General features: G+C 37.6%; 11 protein-coding genes, 1 pseudogene and 1 other annotated feature. Of the genes and pseudogenes, 7 read left to right on the plus strand and 5 right to left on the minus strand.

Going from position 1 to position 13,559, the window contains the following annotated elements; genetic code table 11:
* Positions 1–63 precede the first annotated feature (63 nt).
* A pseudogene (locus tag J7E67_RS09430) lies at positions 64–2,776 on the minus strand (MMPL family transporter); the annotation flags it as partial.
* A 138-nt stretch (positions 2,777–2,914) separates the two neighbouring features.
* On the opposite strand from J7E67_RS09430, the gene J7E67_RS09435 reads away from it, so the two are divergent.
* The 3 genes from J7E67_RS09435 (at position 2,915) to J7E67_RS09445 (ending at position 5,952) form a co-directional block, all read left to right on the plus strand.
* Positions 2,915–3,880, plus strand: a complete 966-nt coding sequence (locus J7E67_RS09435) for an efflux RND transporter periplasmic adaptor subunit (protein ID WP_214712858.1) — start codon at positions 2,915–2,917, stop codon at positions 3,878–3,880.
* Between the two features lie 128 nt (positions 3,881–4,008).
* Positions 4,009–4,680, plus strand: a complete 672-nt coding sequence (locus J7E67_RS09440; protein ID WP_214712856.1) for a response regulator transcription factor — start codon at positions 4,009–4,011, stop codon at positions 4,678–4,680.
* 9 nt (positions 4,681–4,689) lie between these two features.
* Positions 4,690–5,952, plus strand: coding sequence for a sensor histidine kinase (locus J7E67_RS09445; protein WP_214712854.1), 1,263 nt, complete (start codon positions 4,690–4,692; stop codon positions 5,950–5,952).
* Positions 5,953–6,011: 59 nt separating this feature from the next.
* On the opposite strand, the gene J7E67_RS09450 is transcribed toward J7E67_RS09445, so the two are convergent.
* Together J7E67_RS09450 and J7E67_RS31825 are read right to left on the minus strand one after the other, a co-directional pair.
* Positions 6,012–6,905 carry a cupredoxin domain-containing protein gene (locus J7E67_RS09450; RefSeq protein ID WP_214731464.1) on the minus strand — a complete coding sequence of 298 codons (894 nt, stop codon included), beginning with the start codon at positions 6,903–6,905 and terminating at the stop codon, positions 6,012–6,014.
* A 166-nt stretch (positions 6,906–7,071) separates the two neighbouring features.
* On the minus strand, positions 7,072–7,203 hold the full coding sequence (locus J7E67_RS31825; RefSeq protein WP_285290482.1) for a hypothetical protein: 132 nt from the start codon (positions 7,201–7,203) through the stop codon (positions 7,072–7,074).
* A gap of 152 nt (positions 7,204–7,355) precedes the next feature.
* Positions 7,356–7,573: a binding site (T-box leader), on the plus strand.
* A 78-nt stretch (positions 7,574–7,651) separates the two neighbouring features.
* Between J7E67_RS31825 and proS the strand changes: the two genes are divergently transcribed.
* Together proS and J7E67_RS09460 are read left to right on the plus strand one after the other, a co-directional pair.
* Positions 7,652–9,082, plus strand: a complete 1,431-nt coding sequence (proS, locus tag J7E67_RS09455) for a proline--tRNA ligase (RefSeq protein ID WP_214712850.1) — start codon at positions 7,652–7,654, stop codon at positions 9,080–9,082.
* 363 nt (positions 9,083–9,445) lie between these two features.
* Positions 9,446–10,012, plus strand: coding sequence for a GNAT family N-acetyltransferase (locus J7E67_RS09460; RefSeq protein ID WP_214712848.1), 567 nt, complete (start codon positions 9,446–9,448; stop codon positions 10,010–10,012).
* 95 nt (positions 10,013–10,107) lie between these two features.
* Here the strand turns inward: J7E67_RS09460 and J7E67_RS09465 are convergent, their stop codons facing one another.
* A complete protein-coding gene (locus J7E67_RS09465) occupies positions 10,108–10,392 on the minus strand; it encodes a YdcF family protein (RefSeq protein WP_214731465.1) in 285 nt (94 codons plus the stop codon).
* Entirely contained in the window at positions 10,367–11,215 is an 849-nt protein-coding gene (locus J7E67_RS09470; protein ID WP_214712844.1) for a DegV family protein, read from the minus strand. Before J7E67_RS09470 ends, J7E67_RS09465 begins: the two co-directional genes overlap by 26 nt.
* Positions 11,216–11,527: 312 nt before the next feature.
* On the opposite strand from J7E67_RS09470, the gene hmpA reads away from it, so the two are divergent.
* Together hmpA and J7E67_RS09480 are read left to right on the plus strand one after the other, a co-directional pair.
* Positions 11,528–12,742 carry an NO-inducible flavohemoprotein gene (gene hmpA / locus J7E67_RS09475; RefSeq protein ID WP_214731466.1) on the plus strand — a complete coding sequence of 405 codons (1,215 nt, stop codon included), beginning with the start codon at positions 11,528–11,530 and terminating at the stop codon, positions 12,740–12,742.
* 188 nt (positions 12,743–12,930) lie between these two features.
* Positions 12,931–13,539, plus strand: a complete 609-nt coding sequence (locus tag J7E67_RS09480; RefSeq protein WP_214712840.1) for a DedA family protein — start codon at positions 12,931–12,933, stop codon at positions 13,537–13,539.
* Positions 13,540–13,559: the final 20 nt, after the last annotated feature.

Consider the following 13,559-nt stretch of genomic DNA (forward strand, 5'->3'; position numbering starts at 1 on the left):
AAGTTTCAAAAATATATAAAGCCATAAAAATGCACGCTGATCCTTTTGATCAGCATGCATTGATTAGTTTATATGATTTGCACTATCATTATTTTTTCTAAATGGCCACCAATTGGCCTCGCCGAATGTTTTTACCATAACAGGTACAAACAGTGGGAGCACAACAAGTGAGTATAAGGCTAAGCCGATTAATAGGATCGTAGCAATTTCCAGTAAGGACAATACCCCTGATGGCATCATCGCTGCAAACGTTCCGCCTAAGATGATCGCTGCTGAAATAATAACTGTACCCATTTTTTTCATCGAAATCAGGATTGCTTTTTCAACCGGCATGTTTCGGTATTCGTTGAACCGGTCCATTAAGAAAATACTGTAGTCAATTCCTAAAGCTACTAAAATAACAAAGGCAAAGAAGGGAACTGCCCAACTAATACCTGAATATCCTAATAAATTAACAAAGATCTTTTCCGAAATAGCCATCGAAGTATAGTAGGTTAGGACTAATGATCCAATCAGATAAAGGGGCATAATTAGTGAACGCAGTAGGATGATTAAGATAATACTTATCCCGACTAGCATTAATACGACGGTTCTTGAATAATCCGCTTTTGAAATAGTATCAAGATCGTTATGCATACTCGATACACCGCCAACAGCCACTTTAGCATTTTCCAGTTTGGTGTCTTTAATAACACGTTTGACTGCTTGCTTAATTTCAGGAACGCGATTAATCGCTTCATTAGAATATGGATTTTTATTAAATATCACATCAATCGTCATTACTTTTTTGTCGTTTGACATGTAGGCATTCAGTGCTTGCTCGAAATCTTTGCTGTCAAGGACTTCCTGAGAAATATAAAATCCGGTTTGCTTCTGTTTGAATACCTCGGAAAGATAATCTTGAGCAGAATTAAGGCCATCCGAAACTTTATTTAATCCGTCAGAACTTTGCGTTAACCCATCAGAAAGCTGAGTGATCTGTCCACAAATGTCTTGGAAGCCAGTAAGGAGCTGCTTCTGCCCATCATTTATTCCAGAGAGTCCACCTGTAAATTGCGGAAGTCCATCAATGACTTTTCCTTGCCCTTGGGCCATTTTATCTAATCCTGTTTCAAGGTCGGAAATTCCTTTTAACAGTCCTTCCATACCGGTAATTAGGGCTTTCTGGCCATCTGTTATTTCTGCAAATTTACTATTAGCAAACTGAATTCCTGTTTGTGCGCCTTTTAAGCCAGTATTTAATTGCTGCAATCCTCCCGCTAATTCTTTTGTTGCCATTTGGGAGCCCTGAACAGTCATTTTGATAGCTTGATAGTTTTGATTTTCTCCAATGTCACTATATTGTTTTTCAAGATTAGTAAAATATTGATTTGTAGCAGTTAGGGTTTTGTTCAATGTCTCCAACCTTGTCGCTACATCTTCGTATTGACCTTGAAGAGTAACTAATCCAGCACTTGCTCTTTGGTAGCCGGCAAGCAATTGTTTACTACCAGCCAAAACCTCCGCAGATTTTGTCTTTATCTGAGCCAAACCTTCTTTAATCTGTGTTGAACCAGCGGAACCAGCTTTCAGACCCGTCTCAATTTCAGTAAGTCCGCCTTGAATGTCTCCCATTCCAGTTTTTAATTTATTTGTTCCATTTATTAATTCACTGATGCCAGCTGTGGCTTCCTGCATTTTAGGCTGATTAGCCGCCATCTGGCTGCCTGCTTCCTCCAAACCATCACTAATTTTTTTAATCCCATCATTGCCCTGACCAAGTCCATCACCAAGACTTACCACCTGTTTGGAAAGATATAAATCATCAATCGGCTCACCGGTTGGCCGACACAGAACGAACCGTATCAACATCATTTACCTTTTCTAGCTCTTGACTCATTTTTTCCGTAATCGCAATATAATCAGAAGTATTCATTTGATCATCGTTTTTAATGACAATTTGGGTTGGCATGGATTCACCAGGACCAAATGATTCAGAAATGATATTGAAGCCTTTTATCGAAGGAAAATCATCGCTGATTTCTTCAAGTGAATTAAATGATAATTGATCCTTATACGTAAATAAGAAAGGTACAGAAATAATTCCAACGATTATAAAAGCAATCAACGGACGTGCCAGCGCAAATCTCCCGGCCAAGCCCCAAAATTTACTTTCACTGTGTTCAAGTTTTCCTTTAGATGGCCAAAATAGTTTTTTGCCAAGCACAGCCATGAAAAAGGGAACAACAGTTACAAGTGCTATTAGAAGAATCGCCACACCTATCGCAACAGCAGCTGCTGACTGATAAAGCTTGAAGGTGGAAAAGCCAATCGAAGCAAAACCAATCATTACAGCGACTCCGCTAAAGAAAACTGTTTTTCCGGCTGTCCGATAGGTTTCCACAATGGATTCTGTAACACTATCATTCTTTGCCATTTCCTCTTTAAAACGACTAAGCAGCAAAATACAATAGTCCGTTCCATTTCCGAAGAGGACGGCAACTAAGAAAATCTGAGTAAAAGTGGATAGAGGGAAGTTAACCTTATCCACTAATAGGGAAACTATGGATTGGGCCGTAAGATAACTGAAACCAACTGTTACTAACGGAATAATTGGTGCAATCGCCGACCTAAATACAAGAAGGAGGACAATTAGAATGAAACCAACGGTAATTCCTTCTGTTTTCTTCAAACCTTCCTGGGAATTGGTGACCAAGTCATCACTGATTACCCAGTTTCCCGTATAATAATGGTCCAACTTTACTTGATCAATCGCTTGATACAAATCATCCTTGACACTACCTGTTCAAATTTATGTTTTCCTCAAAACTTACTATCTTTTAAGGAAAAGTTAAGAAATAAACATAATAATGGGTGTAGATTAGATTATTTGGCTTCCTGGGGGGAATTCAGGACGGAAAAGGAGCAAGTTTAGATGAAAAAATGGATAATTATTGTAGGTAGTGTACTCGTTGTTGGTTTCGTTGGTTATCGATGGGATTCATTAAAGTTAGGTACACAAACGGTGTCAGCGCAAGTCAGAACAGCAGTTGTTCAAAAAGGGACGTTAAACGTCAACATTAGTGGTTCGGGGACAGTTCAAGCGGTAACGAGTGAAGATATTAAAACAACGTTTAATAATAATGAAGTTGATGAAGTACTTGCAGCTGTGGGGGAGAATGTAACCGAAGGAGATGAGTTAATTACTTTTTCAGATGGAAGTGACCCTATAACAGCGCCCGCCACTGGGGTTATTACGACAATCGCAGTTTCCGCAGGAGAGCCAGTAACAAATGGACAAGTTGTTGCCCATGTCACAAACTATAAGCAATTACAAACCGTGGTTCAAATTGATGAGCTTGATATATCCAAAATTAAAAAGAATCAGCCAGTTGACCTAACCATTAATGCGTTTCCTGATCAAGTATTTACTGGTAAAGTATCTGCAATTTCTGAAGACGGAGCATCATCAAACGGAGTCTCTACTTTTGATGTTACCATTTCTATTGATAAACCAGATCAACTTAAAGTCGGGATGAGTGCGGAAGCAAGAATCTTAACAGAAAGTAAAGTTAATGCCCTTTATGTTCCACTTGATGCTGTATACACATCAAACAATAAGAAATATGTCATAGTCAATTCGAAGAGCACAGATAGTAACACCTCTGGAACGGAGAAAAATACAGTTCAAACGGGCATCGCAAATGAAGATTATGTGGAAATAACAAAAGGAGTATCGGAAGGAGAAACAGTAAAATTACCTCAATTAGCAAAAGCGAGCTCGTCAAATAATTCAAGTAGTAATTCCCAAAGCAGTGTTTTTGGTGGAATCGGAAACGTGGGCGGAATGAACCGGAACTTTGGAGGTCAAGGACAATTTGGCGGTAGGGGTGGAAACTAAACAGGAGGTAATTTTAGCTTCCCAAACACCTCTTTTAAATGAAAGGTAAACAGCGGACATGTCCTATGTTACGATTGCTTTATTTGCTATATAATTATTTTTAGATACAAACTTAGGAGAGATTGAAAATGCGCTTATTAGTTGTGGAGGATAATCTTCCTTTATTGGAATCGATTGTTCAGCTTTTATCAGATGAGTTTGAAGTGGATCAAGCATCCAATGGTGAGGATGCCTTATTTTTAGCGATGCAAAACATCCATGATGTGATTGTACTAGATGTCATGATTCCTGAGATTGATGGGTTCGAAGTTTTACGAACGATTCGAAAGGAAGGATTAAAGATTCCTGTCCTATTCCTTACTGCAAGGGATTCCCTCGAAGATCGTGTCAAAGGCTTAGATAGCGGTGGAGATGATTATTTAGTTAAACCATTTCAAGCAGCAGAATTGAAAGCCAGAATCCGTGCCTTATTAAGAAGAAGCGGCAGCTTAACAACCAATCAAACCATTCAATTTCGCGGCATTGAATTGTTAGGGAAGGAAAGAGATATTGTCGTCGATGGTGAGCAGTTGAAACTCACGGCAAAGCAATATGAGTTATTAGAATATCTGATTCAGAATAAAGGCGCAATCCTAACGAAAGAGCAAATCTATGACCGTGTATGGGGCTTTGATTCGGATACAACAATCGCTATAGTTGAGGTATTCATGCACCACCTCCGTAAAAAATTAGAACCGTCAGGCTATCATACCGATATTAAAACCATTCGTGGCGTAGGTTACATGTTGAACGAAGAATAGGGGCATCTCATGTTTCGGCAAACACTTATTAAGCTGACATTTTTAAATTCATTAGTCTTTATTGTACTTATCAGCGCACTCGGAAGCGTTATTTATTTTTACACAGAGAATAAATTATATAGGGATGTAAACCAATCGCTCCATGAATCGATTGAACATTTTCAAAAGCAGCCGGAGGGACCAGGTGAAATTCGTGGGGACGATGGGGGGCCTATTCCTAAATTTATCAGGAGAGATCCCCGGATATTGACCCTAATCTGGGATGAAAATAATCAGCTCTTGTTGGAACAAAACCGTGATTCTGAAATTTTTCAAGATAATGAGAAGCTGATTCGCCCAAAAACATTAAATACCTTAAAGGATGTTGATGTAGAAGATTTTTCGTTTAGGTATATTGCCTTCGAAGTGGATCATCCTCAACTAGGAAAAATCACTGTTCAATTCATCCGTAATGTAAACTCTGAACAAAAATTACTCGAAAGACTATTGTTGATAATGCTGATTGGTATGGGAGTTGGAATCATTTGTGCAGTTGCTTCTGGTTATTTTTTAGCAGGAAAGGCACTTGTACCGATTAAAAAGGCTTGGCAAAAGCAGACAGAATTTGTTTCCGATGCTTCGCATGAGTTAAGAACCCCATTAGCCGTCATCCAAGCAAAAACGGATTTACTATTTCGGTCTCCCGCTGCAACAATAAAGGATAAAATTCTTGATGTATCAACGATTTCAAATGAATCCAGGCGACTTTCCAAATTAGTCACCAACTTATTGACACTGGCGAGATCGGACTCTGACCAAATTGAAGTGAAAAAGGAAACGTTCCATCTAAATGAACTTTTAAAAGAAATCCATCAACAATACGAAGAAATTGTTATGTATCAAGAAAAATCACTGCGGATAGAAGCAGCTGAACCTGTTACCTTTTTTGGTGATAAAGCGAGAATTCATCAACTTATCGTCATACTATTGGACAATGCGATGAAATATACAATGGAAGGAGGAGAGATCCTGCTATCTTGCGGACATACTCATTCGTCTATTTTCCTTAAAGTAAAAGATAACGGAATTGGTATTCCTGAAATGGATATCCCTAAAATCTTTGACCGATTCTATCAAAGCGATAAAGCTAGAACGGCTGCCGAGGGAACAGGATTGGGCCTGTCGATTGCCAAGTGGATTATTGAGAAGCATCATGGAAAAACAAAGATACAAAGCACCCTTGGTAAAGGGACAACAATTGAAATTACTTTTCCAAAAACCCCAAAAAATTGAATTTGTTTTTTTCTAAACAAAAAGCACACGAATGAAGTTGTCGTGTGCTTTTGGCATTCTTATTCAACAATAATTGTCCCTTTAAACATTTGCATTCCGCAGCTAAAGGTATATTCTCCGGACTTATCCGGGGTAAAAGTTAGTTTTGTTGTTCCAGTTTTTAGGTTGACATTGTTAATATTAAAATCAGGAATCATAAAGGTGGATATACAATTACTACTATCCAATGGATTTTTAATTTCTAGTTCTACTGGTACACCCTTTTTAACTAGAATAACATTAGGTGTGTACCCCTGTGTGGTTACTTCCATCTTTACAAGTGGCTTGCTTTCCTTTGTCACATCAACTTTCGTTTTGGGAACCTCTTGACTAGTAGCAGCTTGTTTAGTTGCTGTTTGCGTTGTTTGACTTTGACCAGGAATTTCGACCATATCACTGCTATACATAAATAAAAATAATGATACTATCACAACGCCTCCTGCGATGATCGCAAATGGTGAGAGCTCTTGTGTATCAAGGGATAATTTATTATTCGATTCCACGAAAATATACATGATCACGAATCCAATAATTAAAATATAAAAACCTAACAAGATTCCAAGTAAAATAGTAGGATTAATAAATTGAAGAAATGCACCGAGAATAGCTCCAATGATCCCGCCCATTAAACCAGAAATTGATCCCATTAGGATGGCTAATATCCCAACGGGGTGTCCAGCTAAGAAACCTACGACGAAACCAATAATCATACTGACTCCTACTACTAGAAAAATCTCACCGGAAATGATGCCAATGATACTGCCGGTCAGTAACCCTGTGATTACCGCGATGACCATACTAATCATAATCCCAGATGTATTGGCTAGCTTATTTTTATGACGGTAAACAGAATAAATGGAATATCCGGTACCAATGGCAACTACAATTGCCGAAATAATCGCAAAAATATTCATTTTATGTCTCCTCAGATGTGTATGATTTATTCATTAAATAATTTACAACATATGAGTATTATAAATGGAAATAACCCATTCAAATTTGTATTTTTAGTGATTAATATGAACGTTTTATGAATATTAATGAGGTTAAACAAGGATATGGAATAGTAGGAGATCGATTTTATTCTTTATTTTCTTTATCAAGGGTATTTTTAAAAATTCTTTTCATGGCCTCATTCTGCATCTTGATATATTCAAGTAGAAACTCTTTTTCTTCTTCCTCTTGTTGGAGATCTTCCTTTTCTTTTTCCAAGTAAGCCACCCCATTTTTTTAATTACTAGCATTTTAACTGATTTATTTAGACGTTTAAAGTAAATTTGAAGGAAAATTGCAGGCTTCAGCAATATATTCCATAAAAAAAATTGACTTTTTTTATAATGAAATATATAATTTTCAAAAATACTATTGAAACTGTGACGGGGATTAGTAAAGTGAAAAGGTCTTATCAAGAGAGGAAACCAATGGTGCGAGGTTTCTTAAGATGGTCATTTGAACCTGCCTCTGAGTTCTGTATCGGATACATATGAAGATACATGCGGATAATGTCCGTTATCATGGAAAGTGTATAAAGCTTTTTAGCTTTATGAATTTAGGGTGGTACCGCCAGGCCTTGGTCCCTTTTTTGAGGATCAAGGCCTTTTTGTGTAGAAAAGCGGGAGCGACCGTTACTTATTTAAAAAAATTTAATGAGGTGTCAAACATGGCAAAAGAATTTGTAAAAGATGTAACTGCAATGGACGATGATTTCGCCCAGTGGTATACCGATGTAGTAACAAAAGCTGACTTAATTGATTATTCAAGTGTTCGTGGCTCGATGATTATTCGACCATATGGTTATGCTTTATGGGATAATATAAAAAATGAATTGGATCGCCGTATAAAAGAAACGGGGCATGAAAATGTTTATATGCCTTTGTTTATTCCTGAAAGCTTGCTGCAAAAAGAAAAAGATCATGTTGAAGGTTTTGCACCAGAAGTGGCGTGGGTCACACATGGCGGATCTGAACCGCTGGCAGAACGATTAGTTGTCCGCCCTACATCAGAGGTTCTTTTTTGCGAGCATTATAGTAACATCATCCATTCTTACAGAGATCTGCCAAAGCTTTATAACCAATGGGCAAACGTGGTCCGTTGGGAAAAAACAACCCGTCCATTTTTACGGACATTAGAGTTTTTATGGCAGGAAGGTCATACCGCGCATGCAACTGACGAAGAGGCTATGGAAGAAACCATTAAAATGCTAAATGTTTATGCCGCAGTTTGTGAAGAAATTCTTGCGATTCCAGTTGTAAAAGGCCAAAAGACGGAAAAAGAAAAGTTTGCAGGTGCGAAAGCTACTTTTACGATAGAAAGCTTAATGCATGATGGAAAAGCATTACAGTCTGGTACATCCCACCACTTCGGCACAGGATTTGCCGAGGCATTTAACATTCAATATACAGACAAAGAAGGAAAGCTCCAATATGTGCATCAAACCTCTTGGGGCTTCACCACAAGGATTATCGGTGCCTTAATCATGGTGCATGGCGATGACCGCGGCCTTGTGATTCCGCCAAAAGCTGCACCAACTCAAGTGATGATTGTGCCGATAGCTCAGCATAAAGAAGGCGTTCTTGATTTTGCCTATGAGTTAAAAGAGACTTTATCAAGTGTTGTACGTGTAGGGATCGATGCTAGTGATAAAAAGCCAGGCTGGAAGTTCAATGAGTATGAAATGAAAGGTATTCCAGTCCGTCTTGAGGTGGGACCTAAAGATATCGAAAACAAGCAAGTGGTCTTAGTAAGACGCGATACTTTAGAGAAAGTGTTTGTTCCGCTCGACCAATTAGAAACGAAGCTTGTTGAGTTATTAGATGAAATTCAAACAAATTTATATAATAAAGCACTTACTCATCGTGAAGAAAGAACCACTGTTGCTGTAACACTTAATGAGTTAAAGCAATCACTCGAAGCAAAACCAGGTTTTATCAAGGCCATGTGGTGCGGCGAATTAGCTTGTGAGGAAAAAATTAAAGAAGATACTGGGGCAACATCTAGATGTTTGCCATTCGAGCAAGAAAAAGTATCTGACAAATGTGTATGCTGTGGAAAAGAAGCCAATAAAATGGTTTATTGGGCAAAAGCATACTAAAAATAGCAAACTTTCGGGCTCTTCCTGGTTGGGAAGGGTCTCTTTTATTATATATTGTCTGCAACTGTGAACGAAATTAAGTTTATGAGCGGATTTTTCAATTGAATGGGCGAATTTCTTGGTTTTATGAGCGAATTTCTCAGTTCAATGGGCGAATTAAACTTTCGGTGTATCAGCGGATTTTTCAATCAGCGGATTTATTGATTCAATCAGCGAATTTATCAATTCAATCAGAGAATTTAATGATTTAATCAGCGAATATTCCCATTCTATCAGCGAATCGGCTCCTCCATATTTCTTTCTGAAAAAAGGAATGAACAATGATCGTAGCGAATTATTTATATTCAGAAGGAGGGCAAGATTATGAAACCAATACTACTAGACTTTCCAAATCAATTTTACACAGAAAGATTATTAATACGTATGCCTCTGCCCGGAGATGGTAAAGTGGTGTACCAAGCAATGCAGTCTTCGTTAAATGAAATAAAAGAATGGATGCCTTGGGCCCACCACGAGCAAACCGAGGAAGATGTAGAAGTAAATATGCGTGAGGCACATGCTAAGTTTTTAACCCGTGAGGATTTAAGGTTACATATATTTAATCGAGAAACAGGAGAATTCATCGGTTCTTCTGGATTGCACAGGATCAACTGGAATATCCCAAAGGTTGAAATAGGTTACTGGATTGATACGCGCTTTAGCGGGAAGGGGTATATAACGGAGGCGGCAGAGGCGATAACGAAATTTGCCTTTACTGAACTCAATGCAAAACGGGTTGAAATTCGTTGTGACTCAAAAAATATCAAAAGTCGGGCCATTCCTGAACGATTAGGGTTTACCTTAGAAGGCATTTTTAGAAATGATGAAATGTCTGCAGATGGCCAAGATTTAAGAGATACGTGTGTATATGCAAAAACTAGTAATAGTTGAGATGTTTGGTATTAGAAAAGAGTACTGAATTTCAGTACTCTTTTTTATTATGAAAAACCGATCAATTCTTTCACAATTGATATCAAATCTCGAAATTAATCAAGGAAATATCTTTTTAGATAGAATTTAGTAATCGCCAAATATTCGCGGGAATAGGATTTTACCACAGCAATCCATGGTGTTTCTGCTGGGAGTCCCTGCACCTGTAGGCCATAATCACGGGCAATTGAGACTGCCCGGTAGAGATGAAAATTATTTGTAACGACAAGACCAATCTTGGCATCTTCGGGAATAAGCTTTTTCGAAAAATTTATATTTTCATATGTATTAGATCCCCCAGTCCTTTCCTTTTCATTATTCACACACCCACGAAAGTCCAAGCGTTCCTACCCCAGTATGCACACCTGCCACAGTAATCAGCATCATTAATTCAGTTTGGATATCAGGGAATGTTTCGTTGACTAATTGTTCAAGCACGGCAGCTCTCTCGATATCATTAGCATGAACGATAGCAACTTTTCTAACATTCTTTGTTTCCAAGTCTGTTTGTAAATTATTAATCAACCATGAAATCGCTCTTTTTTCGGTTCGAACCTTATCTTTTATCTTTGCGCCACCGTCTTCAATCGCTAAAATCGGCTTTATATTAAATAATGAAGCTAGTATTGCTTGGCCGCCGGATACTCTGCCGCTTTTTTTGAGTTGGTCCAGATTTGAGGGGACTAAATATAAGCGTGTAATGTCGCGTAGTGCATTTAATTCTGCGACAACCTCACCGCTATCAAGTCCTTTTTCCACAAGTTCGATCCCTTTTTTTATTAAAAAAGAAAGAGGGTAGGAACCTGTCATGGAGTCGATGGGAAACAGTTTAAAATCAGCCATTTCTGCTGCCATTACAGAGGTTTGAAACGTCCCTGATAAGAGACTGGAAGCATGAATGGCTATTCCGTAGTCATAGTCTTCCTTTAACTTTGTATAAAGTTCCACAAAATCACCCAGGGCAGGCTGGGAGGTTTGAAATTTCGAATCCTCATGTTTCATTCGCTCATAAAACTCTTTTTGTGTAATATCTATTGTTTCCTTGTAGGATTCTTGGTTAATTACAATGTTAAGTGGAACTACATGTATATTATTTAGCTCGATAAACTCTTTGCTTAGCGAAGCTGTTGTGTCAGTAATCCATGCAATTTTTGCTGCATTCATGTTAATCCTCTTCCTCCAGTGAAATCTCTTATTTCTATATCATATAATCTCAATATTGCTCATTACACATGTTAGTTTTATACCATTTGTTTTGATAACTAGATTCAACATTACAAGAAGGAATATTAACCAACAAGTTATATTTGTCATGTTAAAATATGAAAACTTTGTGAAGTTTTTAGGCGAGAAACACTAAAAAGTACATAGTTCTAATTATTCAAAAATAGTAGTCTGTGATTTAAATCACTTATTTCGTGTGTTAAATATCATATAATCACTATGGAAACAGTGAAATATATAGGGAGTGTTAAAATGTTAGATCAAAAAACGATTGAAATAATCAAATCAACTGTACCTGTTTTAGAAAAACATGGGGAAAAAATTACAACTCGATTTTACCAATTGATGTTTGGCAACCATCCTGAATTATTAAATATATTTAATCATGCTAATCAAAAACAAGGCAGACAGCAAAAAGCATTGGCTGGAACGGTATATGCCGCAGCCATGTATATCGATAATCTGGAAGCTATTCTTCAAGTAGTGAAGCAAATTGCACAAAAACATAGAAGCCTTGGCATCTTGCCTGAACATTACCCGATTGTCGGTAAACATCTACTGCTAGCGATTAAGGATGTATTAGGTGATGCAGCAACAGACGAGATTATTGACGCATGGGCCCAAGCGTATAATGTAATTGCAGATGTTTTTATCAGTGTAGAAGCAGAATTATATGATGAAACTGAAAATCAACATGGTGGTTGGAAGGGATTTCGCAACTTTATTGTTGACCGTAAAGTAGTTGAGAGTGAAGTGATCACCTCGTTTCACTTAAAACCAGAAGACAACAAAGGAATTGCCGATTTTACCCCTGGTCAGTATATTAGTATCAAGCTAGAAATGGCTGGTGAAAAGTTCACACATATTCGTCAATACAGCCTATCAGATGCTCCAGGTAAAGACTATTACCGAATCAGTGTTAAACGCGAAGCGGGAACTGCAAACCCGGACGGCATGGTATCTAATTACTTACACAATGGAGTGAGCCAAGGAGATATTTTAAAAGTAAGTGCTCCAGCGGGGGATTTTGTTCTTGATACTGAGAAAAATACTCCTGTTGTGTTACTAAGTGGCGGCGTTGGTTTAACACCAATGATGAGTATGTTAAAAACAGTCGTTGAAGTCCAGCCAGAACGTAAGGTAACATTTGTCCATGCAGCTGCGAATGGGAATGTACATGCACTAAGAGACGAAGTAGAAGAGGTATCAAAGCTTGAAAACGTACATTCTTATTTCTTTTACGATTCACCAACAGAAGAGGATCGCAAGAATAACCTCTTTGATGTTGAAGGCTATGTAACCCGTGAGTGGCTGAAAGAAAATATCACAACCAAGGACGCCGATTTTTATTTCTGTGGACCTGTTCCATTTATGAAAGCTATTAATCGTTCATTAAAAGAATTAGGGGTAAATCAAGAAAGAATTCACTTTGAATTTTTTGGTCCTATGGGGAATTTAGAAGAATAACAGAGAAACAAGCCGATTTCTAATAGAAGTCGGCTTTATTTTTGTAGTGAACTTACGAACAGCCTTTCAAAGAATATAAATTTGAATCTACAAGTCGATAACTATATTAGAGAAGTTTGGTTAAAATACCAATAAGATTGATGCCATTTCAATGCCAAATATCCCTTTTAGGAAAGGAGCTAACATTATTGCATTTTTTAACGACGATCATGAACGAGTACGGGTATCTTGTTCTTTTTCTTTCCATTACTCTAGGTATTTTTGCACTTCCGATTCCAATGGAAGCAATGTTGGCATATGCAGGATTTTTATCCTTTCTTGGAAAGCTTAATTGGATTGGAAGTATACTCGCTTCTACAGCTGGTTGTACGCTAGGAATGTTGCTTTCCTATTGGGTAGGCTGTAAGCTGGGGATTCATTTTTTTGAAAAGCATGGGAAGCGGCTACATTTAGAACCAGATCGTTTGAATTCAATTTCAAACTGGTTAAGAAAATATGGCAATAAAATATTAATCATTGCCTTATTTATTCCAGTATTTAGGCATTTTATCGGTTATTTTTCAGGGATTACACGTTTACCAATTAGGGTTTATACCTTGTATACAGGGCTCGGGTCAGCGATTTGGGTTTCTAGTTTTATCTCTTTAGGAAAAATACTTGGTCCTCAATGGGAAGTTTTTTTTGAGCTCATCAGGAAATATTTAATTTTAACTAGCGTAGTTATTGTCATTTTAATTGTAATTATTTATGGGATTAGGAAATTAAGGAATGTAGTTATAGAAACAGGAACCAAATAGGAGAACAAATTAAGATCAAA

It is taken from the genome of Bacillus sp. ISL-46, from assembly GCF_018613205.1.

What these genes read in the sequence shown, in the direction of transcription:
- J7E67_RS09470 (WP_214712844.1), bottom strand. Translation starts at nt 11,215, where the DNA reads ATGAATGCAGCAAAAATTGCATGGATTACTGACACAACAGCTTCGCTA.
- J7E67_RS09450 (WP_214731464.1), bottom strand. Translation starts at nt 6,905, where the DNA reads ATGAATATTTTTGCGATTATTTCGGCAATTGTAGTTGCCATTGGTACC.
- J7E67_RS09435 (WP_214712858.1), top strand. Translation starts at nt 2,915, where the DNA reads ATGAAAAAATGGATAATTATTGTAGGTAGTGTACTCGTTGTTGGTTTC.
- hmpA (WP_214731466.1), top strand. Translation starts at nt 11,528, where the DNA reads ATGTTAGATCAAAAAACGATTGAAATAATCAAATCAACTGTACCTGTT.
- J7E67_RS09445 (WP_214712854.1), top strand. Translation starts at nt 4,690, where the DNA reads ATGTTTCGGCAAACACTTATTAAGCTGACATTTTTAAATTCATTAGTC.
- J7E67_RS09460 (WP_214712848.1), top strand. Translation starts at nt 9,446, where the DNA reads ATGAAACCAATACTACTAGACTTTCCAAATCAATTTTACACAGAAAGA.
- proS (WP_214712850.1), top strand. Translation starts at nt 7,652, where the DNA reads ATGGCAAAAGAATTTGTAAAAGATGTAACTGCAATGGACGATGATTTC.
- J7E67_RS09440 (WP_214712856.1), top strand. Translation starts at nt 4,009, where the DNA reads ATGCGCTTATTAGTTGTGGAGGATAATCTTCCTTTATTGGAATCGATT.